A 25431-nucleotide genomic window follows, 5' to 3' on the forward strand; every position below is an offset into this window, starting at 1 on the left:
GAGATGTCATGGCGGACGAAGAGCGGCTGCGCGAATACCTGACGCGGGTCGTCGCCGAACTTCAGCAGACCCGCCAACGGCTGCGCGAGGTCACCGCCGAGGAGTCCGAGCCGGTGGCGATCGTGGCGATGAGCTGCCGCTACCCGGGCGGCATCAGCTCGCCCGAACAGCTGTGGGAGTTCGTCTCGTCCGGCGGGGACGCCATCGGCGACTTCCCCACCGACCGGGGCTGGGACCTGGAGCGGCTCTACCACGCCGACCCGGACAACGCCGGCACCTCGTACACCACCTCCGGTGGGTTCCTGCACGACGCGGGGAGCTTCGACGCCGCCCTGTTCGGCATCTCGCCGCGCGAGGCGGTCGCCATGGACCCGCAGCAGCGGCTGCTGCTCGAGGTCACCTGGGAGCTGTTCGAGCGGGCCGGCATCGCCCCGCTGTCGCTGCGCGGCAGCCGCTCCGGCGTCTTCGTCGGCACCTCCGGGCAGGACTACGCCGCCGTGCTGCACCGGGCCCCCGGCGTCGAGGGGTACGTGCTGACCGGCACCGCCGCCAGCGTGGTCTCCGGCCGGCTGGCGTACACGTTCGGCCTCGAAGGCCCGTCGGTCACCGTGGACACCGCCTGCTCGTCGGCGTCGGTCGCCATCCACCTCGCCTGCCAGGCGCTGCGCCAACGCGAGTGCGGCCTCGCCCTGGCCGGCGGCGCGACCGTGCTGGCCACCCCCGGCCCGTTCGTCGAGTTCTCCCGGCAGCGCGGCCTCGCCGCCGACGGCCGGTGCAAGTCCTTCGCCGCGTCCGCCGACGGCACCGGCTGGTCCGAGGGCGTCGGCATGCTGCTGCTGGAACGGCTCAGCGACGCCCGCCGCAACGGCCACCCCGTGCTCGGCGTCATCCGCAGCTCGGCAGTCAACTCCGACGGCGCGTCCAACGGCCTGACCGCCCCCAACGGCCCGTCCCAGCAGCGGGTCATCCGGCAGGCCCTGGCCGGCGCGAAGCTCACCCCCGACCTGGTCGACGTGGTCGAGGCGCACGGCACCGGCACCACCCTCGGCGACCCGATCGAGGCCCAGGCCCTGCTCGCCACGTACGGCCGGGAGCGCGGCGACGCCGCGCCGCTGCTGCTCGGCTCCATCAAGTCCAACATCGGCCACACCCAGGCCGCCGCCGGCATCGCCGGAGTGATCAAGATGGTGCAGGCGATGCGGCACGGCGTCGTGCCGGCCACCCTGCACGTCGACGAGCCCACCCCGCACGTGGACTGGGCCACCGGCGCGGTCACCCTGGTCACCGAGGCCACGCCGTGGCCGGCCGTGGACCGGCCGCGCCGCGCCGCCGTCTCCTCCTTCGGCATGAGCGGCACCAACACCCACCTCATCCTCGAACAGCCCGAGCCGGCCCGCGCCGAGGCCGACCGGCCGCAGCCGCCCGCGCCCGCGCCGGTGCTGCTCACCGGCCGCACCCGCGCCGCGCTGCGCCACCAGGCCGAGCGCTGGTCGCGGTACGTCGCCGACGACCCGGACGCGCGCCCGGCCGACGTCGCCTGGACCTCGGTGGTCTCCCGCTCGCCCCTGGAACACCGGGCGGTCGTCCTCGCCGACGACCGCGACGGCCTGCTCGCCGCCCTGCACGCCCTCGCCGACGACCGGCCCGCCCCCGGCCTGGTCACCGGTGCCGCCGCCGAACGCGGCGGGGTCGCGTTCCTCTTCTCCGGCCAGGGCGCGCAGCGCGCCGGCGCCGGCCGGGAGCTGTACGGGACGTATCCCGTCTTCGCCGAGGCGCTCGACGAGGTCTGCGCCCACCTCGACCACCGGCTGCCCCGGCCGCTGAAGCCGCTGCTGCACGCCGAGCCCGGCACCGACGAGGCGGCGCTGCTCGACCAGACCGTCTTCACCCAGGCCGCGCTGTTCGCCGTCGAGGTGGCGCTGCACCGGCTGCTCGGCTCCTGGGGGCTGGCCCCGGACATGGTCGCCGGGCACTCCGTCGGCGAGCTGACCGCCGCCCACGTCGCCGGCGTGCTCACCCTCGACGACGCCTGTGCCCTCGTCGCCGCCCGGGGCCGGCTCATGCAGGCCCTGCCCGCCGGCGGCGCGATGCTCGCCGTCGCCGCCGACGAGGCCCGGGTCGCCGAGTCGATCGCCGCGCTGACCGACCGGGTCGCCGTCGCGGCCGTCAACGCCCCCGGCGCCGTCGTCGTCTCCGGCGACGGCGCGGCCATCGACGAGCTGGCCGACCTCTGGACCGGCCGGGGGGTGAAGGTGCGGCGGCTGCGGGTCAGCCACGCCTTCCACAGCCCGCTGATGGAGCCGATGCTCGCCGAGTTCGCCACCGTCGCCGCCGGCCTCGACCTGCGCGCCCCCACCCTGCCGGTGGTGTCCAACCTGACCGGCGAGCTGGCCGACCCGGCGCAGCTCACCGACCCGAACTACTGGGTGCGTCACGTCCGGGAGGCGGTCCGCTTCGCCGACGGCGTACGCACCCTGCGCGCCCACGGCGTCGGCACCTTCGTGGAGGTCGGCCCCGACGCCGTCCTCACCGCCGGCATCCAGGAGACCCTCGCCGAGGCCGAGGCCGGCGACGCCGCCCCCGCCGTGGTGGTGCCGGTGCTGCGCCGGGACCGCCCGGACCGTCGCGCCCTGCTCGCCGCCCTCGCCCAGCTCCACGTCGCCGGCACCCCGGTGCGCTGGGCGGACCTCCTCGCCGACCGACCCGGCCGGCTCGTCGGCCTGCCCACCTACCCGTTCGAGCGGCAGCACTACTGGGTGCCGGCCGAGGCGCCCGCCGACGACACCACGACGGGCGGGGCCGGCGCGCTCGACCGGCGGTTCTGGGCGGCCGTCGAACGCGCCGACCTCGACGCGCTGCGCGACACCCTCGCCGTCACCGACACCGCCGCCGCCGAGTCGCTGCGTACCCTGCTGCCCGTCCTCGCCGACTGGCGGCGGCAGCGGCAGGCACACTCGGTGCTCGACGGCTGGCGGTACCGGGCCGACTGGCAGGTGGCCGGCGAACCCGCCCCCGCCCGGCTGGCCGGCACCTGGCTGCTGGCGCTGCCCGCCGGCGGCGCCGACGACCCGGCGGTGCAGACCGTCCGGGCCGCGCTGACCGGCGCGGGCGCCGACGTGCTGCCGCTGACCGTGGAGCCGGACGCCGACCGGGCCGGCCTCGCGGCGTCACTCGCCGGCACCGACCCCGCCGGCGTCGTCTCCCTGCTCGCCGCCGAGCCGCCCGTCGCCGACAGCACCGTCCTGCCCGGCCTGGCCGCCACCCTCGCGCTCGTGCAGGCGCTCGGCGACGCCGGCCTGGCCGCGCCGCTGTGGCTGGTCACCCGGGGCGCGGTCGCCGCCGCCTCGTACGACCGGCTCGCCGACCCGGCGCAGGCCGCCGTCTGGGGCCTCGGCCGGGTGGTCGGCGTCGAGGCCCCGCACCGCTGGGGCGGCCTGGTCGACCTGCCGCCGGAACCCGACGACCGAGCCGCCACCCGGCTCGCCGCGATCCTCACCGGATCGACCGGCGAGGACCAGCTCGCGGTACGCGGCCCCGGCGTCTTCGCCCGCCGCCTCGTGCGCGCCGCCCTCGGCGACCGCCCGCCGGCGCGCCGGTTCACGCCCACCGGCACCGCCCTGATCACCGGCGGCACCGGCGGACTCGGCGCCCGCGCCGCCCGCTGGCTCGCCGCCGCCGGAGCCGAGCACGTCGTGCTGGTCAGCCGGCGCGGACCCGACGCCCCCGGCGCCGCCGAGCTGGATGCCGAGCTGACCGGCCTCGGGGCCCGGGTCACCGTCGCCGCCTGCGACATCGCCGACCGGGCCGCCCTCGCCGACCTGCTCGACCGGGTCGAGGCCGACGGCCCGCCCGTGCGCACCGTCCTGCACGCCGCCGGCATCGCGCAGGCCACCCCGCTGGCGGAGGTCACCCCCGCCGAGCTGGCCGAGGTGACCGTCGGCAAGACCGCCGGCGCCGCCCACCTCGCCGACCTCCTCGCCGACCGGGAACTGGACGCCTTCGTCGTCTACTCGTCCATCGCCGCCACCTGGGGCAGCGGCGGGCAGGCCGGGTACGCGGCCGGCAACGCCTACCTCGACGCGCTGGTGCAGCGGCGGCGGGCCGAGGGCCGGGCCGGCACCGCCATCGCCTGGGGACCGTGGTCCGACGGCGGCATGCACGCGGCGGACGCCGAGCGCAACCTGCGCCGCCGGGGCCTGCCCGCCATGGACCCGACCGTCGCCATGGGCGCGTTGCAGCAGGCCCTCGACCACGACGACGTCACCGTGACGGTGGCCGACGTGGACTGGGCCCGCTTCGCCCCCGCGTACGCCTCCGCCCGCCGCCGGCCGCTGCTGGAGGGCGTACCGGAGGCGCGGGCCGCCCTCGACGGCGGCGTCGCGGTCGACGACGGCGACGAGGGCCCGGCGGCGACCCTGCGCCGGCGGCTCGCCGGGTTGGCCCCGACCCGCCGCGAGGAGGCCGTCGCCGACCTGGTCCGGGAACTCGCCGCCGACGTGCTCGGCCACGACGGCGGGGCCGCGGCCATCCCGGCGACCACCGCGTTCCGGGACCTCGGCTTCGACTCGCTGACCGCGGTGGAGCTGCGCAACCGGCTCGTCTCCGCCACCGGGCAGGCGCTGCCCACCACCCTGGTCTTCGACCACCCCACCCCGGTCGTGCTGGCCCGGCTCCTGCTCACCGGCCTCTTCGGCGCCGACGCCGAAGCCGGGCCGGCCCCCGTCGCCGCCCCGGCCGCCGTCGACGACGACGAGCCGGTGGCCATCGTCGCCATGGCCTGCCGCTACCCCGGCGGCGTCGACGACCCCGAGCGGCTGTGGCGCCTCGTCGCGGACGGCGTGGACGCCATCGGCGACTTCCCGACCGACCGGGGCTGGGACCTCGACCGGCTCTACGACCCCGACCCGGCCAACCCCGGCACCACCTATACCGACAAGGGCGGCTTCCTCGACGGCGCGGCCGAGTTCGACCCGGGCTTCTTCGGGATCTCGCCGCGCGAGGCGGCGGCGATGGACCCGCAGCAGCGGTTGCTGTTGGAGGTCTCGTGGGAGGCGGTCGAGCGGGCAGGGGTTGAGCCTGGGGTCCTTCGGGGTTCGCGAACAGGGGTGTTCGTGGGCACGAATGGTCAGGACTATGGGGCCCTGCTCATGGCTGCGGGGGAGCAGGCCGAAGGGTTCGGGGCCACGGGCAACGCCGCCAGTGTGGTGTCGGGTCGGGTGGCGTACGCGTTGGGGTTGGAGGGGCCGGCGGTGTCGGTGGACACGGCGTGTTCGTCGTCGTTGGTGGCGTTGCACCTGGCGGTGCAGTCGCTGCGGCGCGGCGAGTGCGACATGGCCCTCGCCGGTGGCGTCACGGTCATGGCCACCCCCGGCACCTTCTTCGAGTTCTCGCGGCAGCGTGGCCTGGCCGCCGACGGCCGGTGCAAGGCTTTCGCGGCGGCTGCGGACGGCACGGGCTGGGGCGAGGGCGTGGGCATGCTGCTCGTGGAGCGGCTGTCGGACGCGCGGCGCAACGGCCACCGCGTGCTGGCGATCGTGCGGGGGAGTGCCGTCAACCAGGACGGTGCCTCCAACGGGTTGACCGCCCCGAACGGCCCGTCGCAGCAGCGGGTGATCCGCCAGGCCCTCGCGGGTGCCCGGCTGGGCACCGCCGACGTGGACGTGGTCGAGGCGCACGGCACGGGCACGACGCTGGGCGACCCGATCGAGGCGCAGGCGCTGCTGGCCACGTACGGGCAGGGCCGCGAGGGGCACGAGCCGCTGCTGCTCGGCTCGATCAAGTCGAACCTCGGGCACACCCAGGCCGCCTCGGGCGTGGCGGGTGTGATCAAGATGGTGCTGGCGATGCGCGAGGGCGTGGTCCCCGCGACGCTGCACGTGGACGAGCCGTCCCCGCACATCGACTGGTCCGCCGGGGCCGTCGAGTTGGCGACGGAGTCGCGGCCGTGGCCGGCGGTGGAGCGGGCGCGTCGGGCGGCGGTGTCGTCGTTCGGCATGTCCGGCACGAACGCCCACGTGATCATCGAGCAGGCCGACGAGCCGGAGGCCGTCGCCCCGGCCGTGGCCGGCCCCGGACTGGTGGCGTCGGGCGTCGTGGTGTGGCCGGTGTCGGCGCGGTCGAAGGCCGCCCTGGCGGGCCAGGCGGCCCGGCTGGCGCAGTACGTGCGCGAGCGCGGCGACATCGACGCGGCGGCGGTGGGCTGGTCCCTCGCCGCCACCCGGTCGACGTTCGACCAGCGGGCCGCCGTGGTCGGGTCGAGCACGGAGGAGCTGCTGGCGGGGCTCGACGCCCTGGCGTCCGGAACGCCGGCCGGCAACGTCGTCGCCGGCACCGCCACGCCTCACGGCGCGGGCCCGGTGTTCGTGTTCCCGGGTCAGGGTGCGCAGTCGGCGCGGATGGCGGCGGGCCTGGTGGGTCGTACGCCGGTGTTCGACGCCAGGTTGGCGGAGTGCCAGCGTGCCCTGGCTCCGTACCTGGACGTGGACCTGGTGTCGGTGTTGACCGGTGACGACGAGTCGTGGCTGGAGCGGGTCGAGGTCGTGCAGCCGGTGCTGTGGGCCGTCGGCATGGCCCTGGCAGCGGTGTGGCAGCACGCCGGGGTCACCCCGGCGGCGGTGGTCGGTCACTCGCAGGGCGAGATCGGTGCCGCGTGCGTGGCCGGGATTCTGTCGCTGGAGGACGCGGCGAAGGCGGTGGCGCTGCGCTCGCGGGCGCTGACGGTGCTGCGGGGCACGGGCACGATGGCGTCGGTCGACCTCTCCGCCGAGGCGGTCGCCGAGCGGCTCGGGGAGTTCCCCGGCGTGGGTGTCGCGGCGGTGAACGGCCCGTCCACGGTCGTGGTGTCGGGTCCGCCGCAGCCGGTCGCCGACCTCGTGGAGGCGTGCCAGGCCGACGGGGTGCGCGCCCGACTGATCCCCGTGGACTACGCGTCGCACTCGGCCGCCGTGCAGGAGGTCGCCGAGCAGTTGCGCGCCGACCTGGCCGACGTGGCGCCGCAGCAGGGTCACACCCGGCTGGTGTCGACGCTGACGGGGGACTGGGTCGACCCGACCTCGATGACCGCCGCCTACTGGTACGACAACCTGCGGCAGACCGTCCAGTTCGACGCCGCCGTCCGCGTCGCCGTCGCCGCCGGGCACACCACGTTCGTGGAGATCTCCCCGCATCCGGTGCTGACGATGCCGGTGACGGCGATCCTGGACGACGCCGGCGCGAGCGGGCACACGCTGGGTAGCCTGCGTCGCGGTGACGACGACGCGACGCGGCTGCTGACGAACCTCGCCACCGCCCACACGATCGGCCTGCCCGTCGACCTGACGGCCGTGCTGGCCCGCACCGACGCCGTCGCGCTGCCCACGTACGCCTTCGCGCACGGACGATTCTGGCTGGACGCCCCCGCGCACCGGGTACGCGACGTCGGCTCCGCCGGCCTCCAGGACACCGACCACCCGCTGCTCAGCGCGGCCGTACCCGTCGCCGACGACCAGACGGTGGTGCTGACCGGGCGGCTGTCGGTGCGTACCCACCCGTGGCTCGCCGACCACGCCGTCGGCGGGGCGGTGATCGTCCCCGGCACCGGGCTGGTCGACATGGTGGTCCGGGCCGGCGACGAGGTCGACGCCGGCCAGGTGGGCGACCTGACGCTGATCAACCCGCTGGTGCTCCCGCCGGCCGGCGCGGTGCAGGTGCAGGTACGCGTGGGCCCGCCCGGCGACGCCGGCGAGCGGAGCGTCACCGTGCACTCCCGCTCCGAGGAGGACACCGACGCCGAGTGGACCCGGCACGCCGAGGGCCTGCTGCTGGCGCACCTGCCCGCCCCGGCCGCCGTACCGGGGCAGTGGCCGCCGGCCGACGCCGTCGAGGTCGACGCCGACCTGGACGCCTGGTACGCGCAGATGGCCGAGGGCGGCCTCGGCTACGGCCCCGCCTTCCGTGGCCTGCGCCGGGTGTGGCGCGGCGACGGCGAGGTCTACGCCGAGGTGGCCCTGCCCGAGGAGGCGAGCGCCGACGCGTCCCGCTTCGGCCTGCACCCGGCCCTGTTCGACGCGGCCCTCCAGGCCAGCGGGGTCACCGCCCTGCTCGGCGAGGCGGCGGACACCTCCGGGGCGGGCTGGATGCCGTTCGCCCTCCGCTCGGTCGCCCTGCACGCCCACGGCGCCACCCGGCTGCGGGCGCGGCTGCGGTCGCTCGGCCCGGACACCGTCGCGGTCACCCTCGCCGACACCGCCGGCCAGCCGGTCGCCACCGTCGAGTCGCTGACGTTCCGCCCGGTCGCCGCGGGCCGGGCCGACGAGGCCGCCGCCCTGCGCCGCACGTCGGTGTTCCACCTGGACTGGACGCCGCTGCCGGGCACCGACGCGACGGCAGGGGAGGCCCGCTGGGCGCTGCTCGGCGACGACACCCTCGGCCTCGCCGACGCGCTCGCCGCCGCCGGGCACCCGGTGCGGACCCACGCCGACCTGGCAACGCTGGTCGCGGCGGTCGAGGAGTCCGGGGACGTACCCGATGTGGTGCTGGACCTGCGCTCCGGCGCGGAGACGGACCCGCAGCGGGCCGGCGCGGCCGCGCACGACGCGGCCCGCGACGCGCTCGCGCTGGTGCAGCAGTGGTTGGGCGAGCCCCGGCTGGAGCGGTCCCGGCTGGTGCTGCACACCCGGGGCGCGGTCGGCGCGGCCCCGGGCGAGGCCCCGCGCGACCTGGCCCGGGCGAGCCTGTGGGGGCTGGTGCGCTCCGCGCAGTCCGAGCACCCCGGCCGGTTCACGCTGCTCGACACCGACGACGCCACCACCTCCCTGGCGGCCGTCCCGGCGGCCGTCGCCTCCGGCGAGCCGCAGCTCGCCCTGCGCGACGGCGTGCCGCTGGTGCCCCGGCTGGCCCGGGCCCGCGACGCCGGGGTGCTGCCGTTGCCCGCCGACGAGGTGCCGTGGCGCCTCGACGTCACCGAGAAGGGCACGCTGGAGAACCTGGCCATGCTGCCCGCCCCCGAGGTCACCGGGGAACTGCCGGCGGGCCACGTCCTGGTGGGGATGCGCGCCTCCGGGCTGAACTTCCGCGACGTGGTGCTGGCCCTCGGCATGGTCCCCGACCAGGAGGTGCTGGGCAACGAGGGCGCCGGCGTGGTGCTCGGCGTGGGGCCGGGGGTCACCGACCTCGCCCCCGGCGACCGGGTGATGGGCATCTTCTCCGGCTCGTTCTCCTCGGCGGCGGTCACCGACCGCCGGCTGCTCACCCACATCCCCGACGGCTGGTCCTACACCGACGCCGCCGCCGTGCCCGTGGTCTTCCTGACCGCCTGGTACGGCCTGGTGGAACTGGCCCGGCTGCGCGCCGGGGAGTCCGTGCTCGTGCACGCGGCGGCCGGCGGCGTCGGCATGGCCGCCGTGCAGATCGCCCGCCACCTCGGCGCGGAGGTCTACGGCACGGCCAGCCCCGGCAAGTGGCCGGCGCTGCGGGCCACCGGCTTCGACGACGCGCACCTCGCCTCCTCCCGCACCCTCGACTTCGCCGACGAGTTCGCCCACCGCACCGGCGGGCGGGGCGTCGACGTGGTGCTCAACGCGCTGCGCGGCGAGTACGTCGACGCGTCGCTGCGGCTGCTCGCCGACGGCGGCCGGTTCGTCGAGATGGGCAAGACCGACAAGCGGGACCCGCAGCGGGTCGCCGCCGACCACCCCGGGGTCAGCTACCAGGTCTTCGACCTCATCGAGGCCGGCCCGGCGAAGATCGGCGCGATGCTGGCCGAGCTGATGGCGCTCTTCGCCACCGGTGCGCTGCGGCCCCTGCCCCGGCGCACCTGGGACGTCCGGCGCGCCCCCGAGGCGTTCCGCTTCCTCAGCCAGGCCCGGCACGTCGGCAAGCTCGCCCTGAGCGTCCCGCAGGCGCCCCGGCTCGACGGCACGGTCCTGGTCTCCGGGGCGACCGGCACCCTCGGCGCGCTGCTCTGCCGGCACCTGGTCACCGCGCACGACGCCCGACAGCTGCTCCTGGTCAGCCGGCGCGGCCCGGACGCCGAGGGCGCCGACGAGCTGCTCGCCGACCTCAAGGCGCTCGGCGCGGACGTGTCGATCGTCGCCGCCGACCTGGCCGACCCGGACGCCGTGGCGGACGTGCTCTCCATGGTGGACCGGCGGCACCCGCTGCGCGCCGTCGTGCACGCCGCCGGCGTCCTCGACGACGCCACCGTCGAGTCGCTCACCCCGGACCGCCTCGACGCGGTGCTGCGGCCCAAGGTCGACGTGGCCTGGAACCTGCACCGGGCGACCCTCGGCCACGAGCTGAGCGCGTTCGTGCTCTTCTCGGCCGCCGCCGGCGTGTTCGGCGGCCCGGGCCAGGGCAACTACGCCGCCGGCAACGCGTTCCTCGACGCCCTCGCCGAGCACCGGCGGGCCCTCGGCCTGCCGGCGGTCGCGCTGGCCTGGGGCCGCTGGGCGCAGGCCAGCGGCATGACGGGGCACCTCGACTCGGCCGACATCCGCCGGCTCGACCGGGGCGGCATGGCCGCGCTGTCCAACGAGGAGGGCCTCGCCCTGTTCGACGCGGCCTGGCGCTCCGAGCGGGCGACGCTGATGCCCGCCAAGATCATCACTGGGGTGGCCGCGCCCGGCGCGCCCGTGCACCCGCTGCTGGCGAACCTGGTCCGCGCCGCCGGCCGCCGGGCCGCGGCCGGCGAGGCCGCCGACGGGCAGGCGTACGCCGAGACGCTGCGCGCCCTGCCCTCCGACAAGCGCGTACGCGCCCTGCGCGACCTGGTGCTGGCGCACGTGGCGGTCGTCCTCGGCCACGGCGACCCGGCCGGCATCGAGCCGACCCGGGCGTTCCGGGAACTCGGCTTCGACTCGCTCACCGCCGTCGAGCTGCGCAACCGGCTCGGCGCGGCCACCGGGCTGCGGCTGCCGGCGACGCTGGTCTTCGACAACCCGACGCCCGAGGCGCTCGCCACCCACCTGGCCGGTCAGTTCGCCCCGGCGACCCCGGCGGGCGAGGCGTCGACGGCCGGCCGGGAACTGGACCGGCTGGAGGCGGCGCTCGTCGGGCTCGACCCGACCGACGACGAGTTCCGCCGGATCACCGACCGGCTGCACGGCCTGCTGGGCCGGCTGACCGAGCGGCAGGCGGACGCGGACGGCGACGACGACGACGACCTGGAGTCGGCCACCGCCGAGAACATCTTCGACCTGATCGACCGCGAGCTGGAGACGTCGTGACCGCCAGCCGCAACGACATCAGCCGCAACGACATCGGCATGCCGAGTGAGGTAGGTCCACGGTGAGCAACGAGGACGAGAAGTACGTCGAGTACCTGAAGCGTACGACCTCGGAGCTGCGGCGTACCCGGCGGCGGCTGCGCGAGCTGGAGACCCGGGACTCCGAGCCCATCGCCATCGTCGCGATGAGCTGCCGCTACCCGGGCGGGGTCGACAGTCCCGAGGCGCTGTGGCAGCTCGTGCACGACGGCGGCGACGGGATCGGGCCGTTCCCCGCCGACCGGGGCTGGGACCTGGAGAACCTCTTCCACCCCGACCCCGACCACCCGGGCACCAGCTACGTGCGCGAGGGCGGCTTCGTCTACTCCGCCGCCGACTTCGACGCCGACCTGTTCGGCATCTCGCCGCGCGAGGCCGTCGCCATGGACCCGCAGCAGCGGCTGCTGCTGGAGACCTCCTGGGAGGCGTTCGAGCGGGCCGGGCTGCCGCTGCCGGCGGTACGGGGCAGCCGTACCGGCGTCTTCGTCGGGGCGTCCTCGCACGGCTACGACGGCATGATGGCGCAGGCCGAGAACGGTGAGGGGCACCTGCTCACCGGCAACGCCACGAGCGTCATCTCCGGCCGCGTCGCGTACACCCTCGGGCTGGAAGGACCGGCGGTCACCGTCGACACCGCCTGCTCGTCCTCGCTGGTCGCCGTCCACCTGGCCGCCCAGGCACTGCGCAACGGCGACTGCGAGCTGGCCCTGGCCGGCGGCGTGACGGTGATGCCCACCCCGGCGGTCTTCGTCGGCTTCAGCCGGCAGCGTGGCCTCGCCGCCGACGGCCGGTGCAAGGCGTTCGCCGCCGGCGCGGACGGCACCTCGTGGTCCGAGGGCATCGGCATGCTGCTGCTCACCCGGCTCTCCGACGCGCAGCGGCACGGCTACCCGGTGCTGGCCGTGGTGCGGGGCAGCGCCGTCAACCAGGACGGCGCGTCCAACGGGCTCAGCGCCCCGCACGGCCCGTCCCAGGTCCGCGTGATCCGCCAGGCCCTCGCCAACGCCCGGCTCACGCCCGAGCAGGTGGACGTGGTCGAGGCGCACGGCACCGGCACCCGGCTCGGCGACCCGATCGAGGCGCAGGCCCTGCTCACCACGTACGGGCAGGACCGCGACGAGGCCGCGCCGCTGCTGCTCGGGTCGGTCAAGTCGAACATCGGGCACACCCAGGCCGCCGCCGGCGTCGCCGGTGTCATCAAGATGGTGATGGCGATGCGGCACGGCGTCGTGCCGCCGACCCTGCACGTCGACGAGCCGTCCCCGCACATCGACTGGACCGCAGGGGCGGTCACCCTCGCCACCGCCGCCACGCCGTGGCCGGCCCTGGACCGGCCGCGCCGCGCCGCCGTGTCGTCGTTCGGCGTCTCCGGCACCAACGCGCACACCATCATCGAGCAGGCCCCGGCCCCCGCCGAGGTCGAGACCGAGACCGAGGCCGAGCCGACCGCACCGGCGGCCCGCACCGTGGCCCCCGTGCTGCTCTCCGCCCGCTCCGACGTCGCGCTCGCCGCGCAGGCCGGCCGCTGGGCCGCCCGCTTCGCCGCCGACGACACCCTCCGCCCGCTCGACGTGGCCTTCTCGTCGGTCACCTCCCGCTCCACCCTGGACCGGCGCGCCGTGGTCTCCGCGACCGGCCGCGACGACCTGCTCGCGGGGCTGCGCGCCCTCGCCGCCGGGGAACCGGCCGGCACCGTCGTCACCGGCGCCGGGACGCCGCGCGGCCAGCTCGCGGTGCTCTTCTCCGGCCAGGGCGCGCAGCGCGCCGGCATGGGCCGGGAGCTGTACGCCGAGTTCCCCGTCTTCGCCGCCGCCCTCGACGAGGCGTGCGGGTACCTGGACCGGGCCCTGCCGCGCCCGCTGCGCGAGGTGCTCTTCCCCGCCGAGGGCTCGGCCGACGCCGAGCTGCTGGACCGGACGGTGTTCACGCAGGCCGGCCTGTTCGCCGTCGAGGTGGCGCTGTTCCGCCTCGTCGAGTCGTTCGGCATCGCCCCCGACCTGGTCGCCGGCCACTCGATCGGCGAGGTCACGGCCGCGCACGTGGCCGGGGTGCTGTCGCTGGAGCACGCGTGCGCGCTGGTGGCGGCGCGGGGCCGGTTGATGCAGGCGCTGCCCACGGGCGGCGGGATGCTTGCCGTCGCGGCCACCGAGGACGACGTCCTCGCCACGCTCGACGGCCTGGCCGACGTGGGGATCGCGGCGGTCAACGGGCCGACCTCGGTGGTCGTCTCCGGCGCCGTCGAGGCCCTGGACGAGGTGGAGCGCGTCTGGCGGGAGCGGGGCGCGCGCACGCGCCGGCTCACGGTCAGTCACGCGTTCCACAGTCCGCTGATGGAGCCGATGCTCGCCAGGTTCCGCGCGGTGCTCGACAAGCTCACCTTCGCCGCGCCGGCGCTGCCGGTGGTGTCGAACGTGACCGGGGCGCTCGCCGACGCCGACGAGATCCGCACGGCCGACTACTGGGTGCGCCACGTCCGCGAGGCCGTCCGCTTCGCCGACGGGGTCGCCGCGCTGCGCGCCGCCGGCGTGGACACGTTCCTGGAGATCGGGCCGCGCAGCGTACTGACCGCGATGGTCGGCGACGCCCTGCCGGACGGGGACGGCGTGCTCGCCGTGCCGGCGCAGCGCGGGGACCGGCCCGAGGCCCACGGGCTGCTGGCCGGGCTGGCCGAGCTGCACGTGCGCGGGGTGGCCGTCGACTGGCAGCCGTGGTTCGCCGACACCGGCGCGCGGCGGGTGGACCTGCCCACGTACGCGTTCCAGCACCAGCGCTACTGGCCCGAGATCGGCGGCACCGCCGCAGCGACCGCGCCGACCGACACGGCCGAGGGGGACTTCTGGGCGGCCGTGGAGCGCGGTGACCTGACCGGGGTCGCCGCCCACCTGGCCGTGCAGGACGACCCCGCGGCGGTCGAGGCCCTCGCCCCGGCCGTACCGGTGCTCTCGTCGTGGCGACGGGCCCGGCTGCGCGACGCCGTGGTGGACGGCTGGACGTACCGGGTCGAGTGGGAGCCCGTCCGCCCCGCCGCCGCGCCGGCGCTGACCGGCCGCTGGCTGGTCGTCACCGCCGACGCCGACGACGCGGGGGTGGCCGGGACGCTGGCCGGCGCCGGCGCCCACGTCGACACCCTCACCGTCGCCCCCGGCGTCGACCGCGCCGAGCTGACCGGGCTGCTGCGCGGCCACGGCGACCAGGGCTGGGCCGGCGTGCTCTGCGTGCTGCCCGCGACCGACCGGGCGCTGCCCGACGCCCCGGCCGTCTCCGTCGGCGCCGCGCTGCTGCTCACCCTCACCCAGGCGCTCGCCGACGCCGGCCTGCCCGGCCGGCTCTGGTGCCTCACCCGGGGCGCCGTCCGCGTCGGCGGCGACACCCCCGCCGACCCGTGGCCCGCCCTGGCGTGGGGCCTGGGCCGGGTCGTCGCCCTCGAACAGCCGGACCGCTGGGGCGGCCTGGTCGACCTGCCCGCCCGCGCCGACCGGACCGCCGCCGACGCGCTGCTCGCCGTCCTCGCCGACGCCGGGCACGACCAGGTGGCGATCCGCCCGCAGGGCATCCTCGGCCGGCGCCTGGTGCCGGCCGCGCCGTCCGCCGGGTCGGGTTGGCGGCCCGCCGGGACGGTGCTGGTCACCGGCGGTACGGGTGCCCTCGGCCGGCACGTGGCGCGCTGGTTGCTGGCCAACGGGGCCGGTGAGGTGGTGCTCGCCTCGCGGCGGGGCCCGGCGACCCCGGGCGCGGCGGAGCTGGTCGACGAGCTGGGCGCGGTGCGGGTCGTGGCGTGCGACGTCACCGACCGGGCCGCGGTCGACGCCCTCGTGGCGGACCTGCCGGGGCTGACCGCCGTCGTGCACACCGCCGGCGTGGTCGACGACGGCGTCCTCGACGGGCTCGACCTGGGCCGGATGCAGGCCGTCCTCGACGGCAAGGTCCGCGCCGCCCGCGTGCTGCACGAGGCCACCGCCGACCGGAACCTCGACGCGTTCGTGCTCTTCTCCTCCCTCGCCGGGGTCATCGGCAGCGCCGGACAGGGCAACTACGCGGCGGCCAACGCCTACCTCGACGCGTTCGCGGCCTGGCGACGCGACCAGGGCCTGCCCGCCACCGCCATCGCCTGGGGCGCCTGGGCCGAGGACGGCATGGCCGCCGCCCTGACCGCCCGACTCGCCCGGGGCGGGGTCGACGCGCTCCCCGCCGCCGAGGCCGTCACCGCCCTCGGCCGGCTGGTCAACACCGCCGAGCCGGCCGTCACCGTCGCCGACGTCGACTGGGGACGCCTCGCCGCCTCCTGGGGCCGCCCGACGCCACTGATCGCCGCCCTGCCCGGCGTGCCCGCCGTACCCACGGGCCCCGCCCGCGCCGTGGTCGTCGGCCGGTCCCTGCCGCAGCTCGCCGACCTCGTACGCACCCAGGCCGCCGTCGTGCTCGGCTACCCGGCCGGCCAGCCGCTGCCCGAGCGCACCTTCCGCGACCTCGGCTTCGACTCGCTCACCGCCGTCGAGCTGCGCAACCGGCTCACCGCCGAGACCGGCATGACCCTGCCCGCCACGCTGGTCTTCGACCACCCCACGGTCGCCGAACTCGCCGCGCACCTGCACGGCCTCACCGCCGGGCACACCACCGGCGAGGTGGTCGCCGACGGCACCGGCCGCGATCGCGAGCCGATCGCCATCGTCGCGATGAGCTGCCGCTTCCCCGGCGGGGTCACCTCGCCGGAGCAGCTGTGGGACCTGCTGGCCACCGGCACCGACGCGCTGAGCCTCATGCCCGGCGAGCGCGGCTGGAACCTCGCCGAGCTGTACCACCCCGACCCCGAGCACCTCGGCACCAGCTACGTCCGCGAGGGCGGCTTCGTCGCCGGGGCCGGCGAGTTCGACCCGGCGTTCTTCGGCATCAGCCCCCGCGAGGCCCTCGCCATGGACCCGCAGCAGCGGCTGCTGCTGGAGGCCACCTGGGAGGCGTTCGAGCGGGCCCGGATCGACCCGACCGCGCTGCGCGGCAGCCGCACCGGCGTGTACGTCGGCACCAACGGCCAGGACTACGGCTCGCTGCTGATGGCCGCCGGGGACGTCGACGAGAACTACCTCGCCACCGGCACCTCGGCCAGCGTCATCTCCGGCCGGCTGGCGTACACCTTCGGGCTGCACGGCCCGGCGGTCACCGTCGACACCGCCTGCTCGTCGTCGCTGGTCGCGATGCACCTGGCCGCGCAGGCCCTGCGCACGGGCGAGTGCGATCTCGCCCTGGCCGGCGGCGCCACCGTGATGGCCACCCCCGGCATCTTCGTCGGCTTCTCCCGCCAGCGCGGCCTCGCCGCCGACGGCCGGTGCAAGCCGTTCGCCGGGGCCGCCGACGGCACCGGCTGGGGCGAGGGCGTCGGCCTGCTGGTGCTCCAGCGCCTCTCCGACGCCCGCCGCGACGGCAACCCGGTCCTGGCCGTGCTGCGCGGCAGCGCCGTCAACCAGGACGGCGCCTCCAACGGCCTCACCGCCCCCAACGGCCCCGCCCAGCAGCGGGTGATCCGCCAGGCCCTCGCCAACGCCGGGCTCACCGCCGACCAGGTGGACGCCGTCGAGGCGCACGGCACCGGCACCACCCTCGGCGACCCGATCGAGGCGCAGGCGCTCATCGCCACGTACGGCCAGGACCGGCCCGCCGACCGGCCGCTCTGGCTCGGCTCGATCAAGTCGAACATCGGGCACACCCAGGCCGCCGCCGGCGTCGCCGGGGTGATGAAGATGGTCCTGGCCATGCGGCACGGGGTGCTGCCGCCCACCCTGCACGTGGACGAGCCCACCCCGCACGTCGACTGGAGCGCCGGCAGCGTCGAGCTGCTCACCTCCGCCCGCCCGTGGGAGCCGGCCGACGGCGTACGCCGCGCCGCCGTCTCCTCGTTCGGCATCAGCGGCACCAACGTGCACACGATCCTCGAACAGGCCCCCGCCGACGAGCCGGAGCCCGAGCCGGCGGCCGACGGGCCGACCGGGGAGCTGCCCTGGGTGCTCTCCGGGCGCACCGTCGACGCCCTCACCGCCCGCACCCGGGACCTGCTCGACCACCTCGACACCGTCGACGACGACGTCCTCGCCGACGTCGGGTGGTCGTTGGCCGCCACCCGCGCCGCCCACGACCACCGGGCCGTCGTCTTCGCCGCCGACCGCGACGACCTGGCCGTGTCCCTCGACGCGCTCGCCGCCGGCCGGCCCACCCCGCAGACCGTCACCCGCGCCCCCGGCACGCCGGGCGAGGTCGCCTTCGTCTTCCCGGGCCAGGGCTCCCAGTGGGTCGGCATGGCCGCCGAACTGCTCGACACCGCCCCGGTCTTCGCGGAGAAGTTCGCCGCCTGCGCCGAGGCGCTGCGCCCGTACGTCGACTGGTCGCCGACCGACGTGGTGCGCGGCGCGCCCGACGCCCCGTCGCTGGAGCGCGTCGACGTCGTGCAGCCCACCCTGTTCGCGGTCAGCGTCTCGCTCGCCGCGCTCTGGGAGTCGTACGGGGTGCGCCCCTCCGCCGTCGTCGGCCACTCACAGGGCGAGATCGCCGCCGCGCACGTCGCCGGCGGCCTCACCCTGGACGACGCGGCGGCCGTGGTGGCCCTGCGCAGCCGCATCATCGCCGGCATCGCCGGGGACGGCGGCATGGTCTCGGTCGCCACCACCGCCGACGAGGCCACCGCGACGATCACCCGCTGGGCCGGCCGGGTCGCCCTGGCCGCCGTCAACGGACCCACCTCCGTCGTGGTCTCCGGCGACAGCGCCGCCCTCGACGAGCTGGTCGCCCACTACGAGTCCCGCGAGGTGCGGGTGCGCCGCGTCCCCGTGGACTACGCCTCCCACTCCGCCCACGTCGAGCAGCTGCGCGAGCAGCTCCTGGAACTGCTCGCCGGGCTGCGTCCCCGCACCGGCGAGGTCCGGTTCCGCTCCACCGTCGAGGGGGACTGGCTCGACACCGCCGCCCTCGACGCCGACTACTGGTACCGCAACCTGCGGCAGACCGTCCGCTTCGACGACGCGGTGCGCAGCCTCGTCGCCGCCGGCTACCAGACCTTCGTCGAGGTCAGCGCCCACCCGGTGCTGACCATGGCCGTGCAGGAGAGCGTCGAGCTGGCCGCCGCCGACCCGGACGCGGTCACCGTCACCGGCAGCCTGCGCCGCGGCGAGGGCGGCCTCGGCCGCTTCCTGCGCGCCGTGGCCGAGGTCTGGACCGGGGGTACGGCGGTGGACTGGCGGCCCGCCTTCGCCGGCCTCGCCGGACGCCGCCTCGACCTGCCCACGTACCCGTTCCAGCGGCAGCTCTTCTGGCCGCAGCCGTCCGCCGCGCCCGCCCCGGCCGCCGGCGTCGCCGGCCCCGTGCAGGACGACGAGGTCGACGCCCGGTTCTGGGCGGCCGTCGAGGCGGAGGACCTGGCCGCGCTGACCGCCGAACTCGCCGCCGCGACCGAGTCGGAGCCCGTGCCGGACGCCGCGTTCGCGGACGTGCTGCCGGTCCTCGCCGCCTGGCGTCGCCGGCACCGCGACCAGGCCACCGTGGACTCCTGGCGGTACCGGGACAGCTGGACGCCGGTCGCCGGCGACGCCGCGGGCGAGCCCGCCGTCACCGGCACCTGGTGGCTGCTCACCGGCCCCGACGACACCGGCGCTGCCGAGGCCGCCTTCTGCGCCGAGGCGTTGCGGCGGCACGGCGGCACCGTCGTACCGCTGGAGCTGGGCGCCGACCGCACGGACCGCGCGGCGCTCGCCGCCCGGCTGCGCGACCTCACCGACGGCGGCACGCCCGCCGGGATCCTGTCGCTGCTGCCACTCGACGAGACGCCCGCCCCGGCGCACCCGTCGGTGCCGGTCGGCTTCGCCGGCACCGTGACCCTGGTGCAGGCGCTCGGCGACGCCGGCGTCCGCGCACCGCTGTGGTGCCTCACCCGGGGTGCCGTGGCCACCGGCCCGGCCGACCCGCTGCCGCACCCGCTCCAGCAGCTCACCTGGGGCTTCGGCCGGGTCGCCGCGCTCGAGCACCCGGACCGCTGGGGCGGCCTCGTCGACCTCCCCGACGACCTCGACGACGCGGCCGGCCGCCGGCTGGTCCGCGTCCTCGCCGGCGCCGACGGGGAGGACCAGGTCGCGCTGCGGTGGGCCGGCGCCTTCGGCCGGCGACTGCTGCACGCCCCGCTCGGCGACGCCCCCGCCCCGCGCACCTGGCGGCCCTCCGGCACCGCCCTGGTCACCGGCGGCACCGGCGCGCTCGGCGGACACATGGCCCGCTGGCTCGCCGCCAACGGCGCCGCGCACCTGGTGCTGGTCAGCCGGCGCGGACGGCAGGCCGAGGGTATCGCCGACCTCGAGGCCGAGCTGGTCGCACTGGGCGCCCGGGTCACCGTCGCCGCCTGCGACGCCGCCGACCGCTCGGCCCTCGCCGCCGTCCTCGCCGACCTGCCGCCCGAGCACCCGCTGACCACCGTCGTGCACACCGCCGCCGTGCTCGACGACTCGGTGATCAACTCGCTGACCCTGGAGCAGGTCGACTACGCGCTCAGCGCGAAGGTCACCACCGCGCTGAACCTGCACGAGCTGACCCGCGAGCTGGACCTCGACGCGTTCATCCTGTTCTCCTCGATGGCCGGCACCGTCGGCAGCTCCGGCGTGGGCAACTACGCCCCCGGCAACGCGTTCCTCAACGCCCTCGCCGAGCACCGGCGCGCCCTCGGCCTGCCCGCCACCTCCATCGGCTGGGGCGCCTGGGGCGGCGGCGGCATGGCCGACGGCGAGTTCGGCCGGATGCTGCACCGCCACGGCGCACCCGAGATGCCCCCGCGCCTCGCCGTCGCGGCCCTGCACCAGGCCGTCGAGCACGACGAGACCTTCCTGACCATCTCGAACATCGCCTGGGACCGGTTCTTCGTCGCGTTCACCGCCACCCGGCCCGGTCCGCTGATCTCGGAGATCCCCGAGGCGCAGCGGTTGCAGGCCACCAAGGGCCTCGCCGAGGCGAAGGAGACCGACGAGGCCGGCCCCGCCGGCGCGTTCACCCGGATGAGCGCCGCCGAGCGCCAGCAGGCGCTGCTCGACCTGGTCCGCGACCAGGCGGCCGCGGTCCTCAAGTACGCCGACGGCCAGGCCGTCGACCCGCACCACGCGTTCCGGGACCTCGGCTTCGACTCGGTGACGGCGGTGGAGCTGCGCAACCGGCTCGCCACCGCCACCTCGCTGCGGCTGCCGGTGACCCTGGTCTTCGACTACCCGTCGCCGACCGCGCTCGCCCGGCACCTGCACGAGGAGCTGGGTGGCGAGGCCGCCGTGGCCGTCGAGGCCGCCCCGGTGACGCTCGGCGACGACGAGCCGGTGGCCATCGTCGCCATGTCCTGCCGCTTCCCCGGCGGGGCGAACGACCCCGAGCGGTTCTGGCAGATGCTGCACGCCGGCCGTGACGCCGTGTCCGACCTACCCGGCGATCGGGGTTGGGACGTCGAGAAGCTCTACGACCCCGACCCCTATTCCACCGGCACCTCCTACGTCCGCAGCGGCGCCTTCCTCTACGAGGCGGCGGAGTTTGATGCCGGTTTCTTCGGGATTTCCCCCCGCGAGGCGTTGGCCATGGATCCGCAGCAGCGGTTGCTGCTGGAGGTTTCGTGGGAGGCGGTCGAGCGGGCAGGGGTTGAGCCTGGGGTCCTTCGGGGTTCGCGAACAGGGGTGTTCGTGGGCACGAATGGTCAGGACTATGGGGCCCTGCTGATGGTGGCGGGGGACGAGGTGGAGGGCTTCGCGGGCACGGGCAACGCCGCGAGTGTGGTGTCGGGTCGGGTGGCGTACGCGTTGGGGTTGGAGGGGCCGGCGGTGTCGGTGGACACGGCGTGTTCGTCGTCGTTGGTGGCGTTGCACCTGGCGGTGCAGTCGCTGCGGCGCGGCGAGTGCGACCTCGCCCTCGCCGGCGGCGTGACCGTGATGTCGACCCCCGGGCTGTTCGTGGAGTTCTCCCGGCAGCGTGGCCTGGCCGCCGACGGCCGGTGCAAGGCGTTCGCCGCGGGCGCCGACGGCACCGGTTGGGGCGAGGGCGTCGGCATGCTGCTCGTGGAGCGGCTGTCGGACGCCCGGCGCAACGGCCACGAGGTGCTGGCGATCGTGCGGGGCAGCGCCGTCAACCAGGACGGTGCCTCCAACGGGCTGACCGCCCCGAACGGCCCCTCCCAGCAGCGGGTGATCCGGCAGGCTCTCGCGTCGGCGCGGCTCTCCACGGCCGACGTGGACGTGGTCGAGGCGCACGGCACCGGCACGACGCTGGGCGACCCGATCGAGGCGCAGGCGCTGCTGGCCACGTACGGGCAGGAGCGCGACGCGCCGCTGCTGCTGGGATCGGTCAAGTCGAACATCGGCCACACCCAGGCCGCCGCCGGCGTCGCCGGCGTGATCAAGATGGTGCTGGCGATGCGCGAGGGCGTGGTCCCCGCGACGCTGCACGTGGACGAGCCGTCCCCGCACATCGACTGGACCGCCGGGTCCGTCGAGCTGGCGATCGAGTCGCGGCCGTGGCCGGCCGTGGACCGGGCGCGCCGGTCGGCGGTGTCCTCGTTCGGCATCTCCGGCACGAACGCCCACGTCATCATCGAACTGCCCGAGGACCTCCCCGCCGAGAGCGCGGAGCCCGACGGCGAGGCCGCCGAGGGCCGCAGCCCGGGGCTCGTGGCCTCCGACGTCGTCGTCTGGGCGGTGTCGGGGCGGTCGAAGGGCGCGCTGGCCGGTCAGGCCGCCCGCCTGGCCCAGCACGTCCGCGCGCACGCCGACCTCGACGCGGCGGCGGTGGGCTGGTCCCTCGCCGCCACCCGGTCGACGTTCGACCAGCGGGCCGCCGTCGTCGGGGCCACCGTGGCCGAGCTGCTGGCCGGGCTTGACGCCCTGTCCGCCGGCGCGCCGGCGGGGAACCTCGTCACGGGTACGGCCTCCGGAACCGGCGCGGTGTTCGTGTTCCCGGGTCAGGGCGCGCAGTCGGCGCGGATGGCCGCCGGTCTCGTCGGTCGTACGCCGGTGTTCGACGCCAGGCTGGCCGAGTGCCAGCGTGCCCTGGCTCCGTACCTGGACGTGGACCTGGTGTCGGTGTTGACGGGCGAGGACGAGTCGTGGCTGGAGCGGGTCGAGGTCGTGCAGCCGGTGCTGTGGGCCGTCGGCATGGCCCTGGCAGCGGTGTGGCAGCACGCCGGGGTGACCCCGGCGGCGGTGGTCGGTCACTCGCAGGGCGAGATCGGTGCCGCGTGCGTGGCCGGGATTCTGTCGCTGGAGGACGCGGCGAAGGCGGTGGCGCTGCGCTCGCGGGCGCTGACGGTGCTGCGGGGCACGGGCACGATGGCGTCGGTCGACCTGTCGGCCGAGGCGGTCGCCGAGCGGCTGCCGGCGTTCCCGGGTGTCGGGGTGGCGGCCGTCAACGGCCCGTCCACCGTCGTGGTGTCGGGTCCGCCGCAGCCGGTCGCCGACCTCGTGGAGGCGTGCCAGGCCGACGGGGTGCGCGCCCGACTGATCCCCGTGGACTACGCGTCGCACTCGGCCGCCGTGCAGGAGGTCGCCGAGCAGTTGCGCGCCGACCTGGCCGACGTGACCCCGCAGCAGGGTCACACCCGGCTCGTCTCGACGCTGACGGGGGACTGGGTCGACCCGACCTCGATGACCGCCGCCTACTGGTACGACAACCTGCGGCAGACCGTCCAGTTCGACGCCGCCGTCCGGGTGGCCGTCGCCGCCGGGCACACCACGTTCGTGGAGATCTCCCCGCATCCGGTGCTGACGATGCCGGTGACGGCGATCCTGGACGACGCCGGCGCGAGCGGGCACACGCTGGGTAGCCTGCGTCGCGGTGACGACGACGCGACGCGGCTGCTGACGAACCTCGCCACCGCGCACACGATCGGCCTGCCCGTCGACCTGGGCACGGTCCTCGCCGAAACCGACGTCGTGGCGCTGCCCACGTACGCATTCGACCGCAGCCGCTTCTGGCCGACCGCGGTGACCGGGCAGGGCGACACCGAGGAGACCCCCAGCGGCGTCGACTCCGCGTTCTGGGCGGCCGTCGAACGCGAGGACCTGGCCGCGCTCGCGGAACTCACCGAGCAGGAGGCGGCGGACTCCCTGGAACGGCTGGGCGCCGCCCTGCCGGTGCTCGCCTCCTGGCGGCGCAGGCAGCGCAACCGGTCCGGCCTCGACGACCTGCGGTACCGCAGCGTCTGGCAGCCGTACACCGGGACACCGGTCAGCTTCCTGCCCGGCGCCTGGTGGGTCGTCGGCGACGAGCGGCACCCCGAGGAGGGCGAGGCCGCGGTGGTCGAGCTGACCCGCCGGGGCGCCGACGTCCGACTGGTGCTGGTGCCGGAGAACCTGACCGACCGGGCCGCCCTCACCGCGCACCTGAGCGATGCCGTCCGCACCCCCGACGGCGTACCGGCTCCGGTGGACGGCGTACTGTCGCTGCTCGCCCTCGCCGACGGCGCGGTCGACGACACCCAGCCGGTGCCGCCCTTCCTCGCCCGCTCGCTGGCGCTGATCCAGACGCTCGGGGACCTCGACGTCGCCGCGCCGCTGTGGTGCGTCACCCGGGGCGCAGCCGGCACCACCCGCAGCGGCGCGCCCGGCCGGCCGGAGCAGTCGCTGCTCTGGGGCCTCGGCCGGGTCGTGGCCCTCGAACACCCCGAGCGGTGGGGCGGCCTGGTCGACGTGCCGGCCACCCTGGACGACCACGGCTGGGACCTGCTCTGCGCCGCGCTCGCCGGCCTCGACGGCGAGGACCAGCTCGCGGTCGACGGCGCCACCATCCTCGTCCGCCGGCTGGTGCGGGCGCCGGGCGGTGAGGCGGTCACCGACGAGGCCGGCTACCCGGGCACGACCCTGGTCACCGGCGGCACCGGCGCGCTCGGCGCGGAGGTGGCCCGCTGGCTGGCCGCCCGGGGCGCCGAGCACCTGATGCTGGTGAGCCGCCGCGGCGCGGACGCCCCAGGCGTCGCCGAACTCGTCCGCGAGCTGACCGGGGCGGGCACCCGGGTGACCGTCGCGGCCTGCGACGTGGCCGACCGGGCGGCGCTGGCGAAGCTGCTCGACGAGGTACCCGCCGACGCGCCGCTGACCAGCGTGGTGCACGCGGCCGGCGTCCTGGAGGACGGGGTGCTCGACGGGCTCACCGCCGACCGCCTCGCCACCGTCCTGCGACCCAAGGTGCTCGGCGCCCTGCACCTGCACGAGCTGACCGTCGGGCGGGATCTGCGCGCGTTCGTGCTGTTCTCCGCGCTGGCCGGTCAGCTCGGCGCCGCCGGTCAGGGCAGCTACGCCGCCGCCAACGCCTACCTCGACGCCCTCGCCGAGCAGCGGCACCGGCAGGGCCTGCCGGCCACCTCGGTCGCCTGGGGCCCCTGGGCGGCCGGCGGGATGGCCGCCACCGACCAGGCCGTGGAGGAGCGCCGCCGCCGCACCGGCGTCGCGCGCCTCGACACCGAAGCCGCGCTCACGGCGCTCGCGCAGTGCGTCGCGCGGGGCGAGCCGGCGACCATGGTGGCCGGCATCGACTGGGCCCGCTACGTGCCCGGGTTCGTCGCCGTGCGGCCCAGCCCGCTCATCGCGGGCGTGGCCGAGGCGCGCCGGGCCGTCGCCGAGCGGGCCGAGGACACCGGCGTCTCCGCGGAGTCCCTGGCCGCCCTGCTCGCCGGGCAGACCGACGCCGAACGACGCAAGACCCTGCTGGAACTGGTACGCGGGCAGGCCGCCGCGGTGCTCGGCCACGCCTCGATGGACGCCGTCGAGCCGGACCGGGCGTTCCGCGAACTCGGCTTCGACTCGCTGACCGCCGTCGAGCTGCGCAACCGGCTCACCGCGGCGACCGGCGTCCGGCTGCCCGCCACGGTCGTCTTCGACTACCCGACCGCCGCAGGGCTGGCCGAGTACGTGCGGGCCGCGATCGTCGACGGCGGGGTGGTCGGGGTCGCACCGGTCTTCGGTGAGCTGGACAGGTTGGAAGCGGCGCTCTCCGGCTCGGCGCCGGACCGCAGCGCCCGAATTCGGATCACCGAGCGGCTGCGGGCGCTGCTGGCCTCCCTCAACGAGGCCGACGCGCCGGCGGACGGCGACACCGTCGCCGAGAAGCTCCAGGACGCGACGCCGGACGAGGTCTTCGACTTCATCGACCGCGAGCTGGGGATGTCCTGACGTGATCGCTGCTGCGACGACGGGTCAACACAA

Annotated in this window: 2 protein-coding genes; both read left to right on the forward strand. The window is 76.5% G+C overall.

The features are described 5' to 3' along the window. Positions 1–8: 8 nt before the first annotated feature. Positions 9–11204, forward strand: a complete 11196-nt coding sequence (locus tag ACN27A_RS01210) for a type I polyketide synthase (RefSeq protein WP_421449101.1) — start codon at positions 9–11, stop codon at positions 11202–11204. A 61-nt stretch (positions 11205–11265) separates the two neighbouring features. Next, on the forward strand, positions 11266–25398 hold the full coding sequence (locus ACN27A_RS01215) for a type I polyketide synthase (protein ID WP_421449103.1): 14133 nt from the start codon (positions 11266–11268) through the stop codon (positions 25396–25398). Positions 25399–25431 lie beyond the last annotated feature (33 nt).

The organism is Micromonospora sp. WMMD737, from assembly GCF_049179055.1.
GTDB classification, from domain to species: Bacteria; Actinomycetota; Actinomycetes; order Mycobacteriales; family Micromonosporaceae; genus Micromonospora; species Micromonospora reichwaldensis.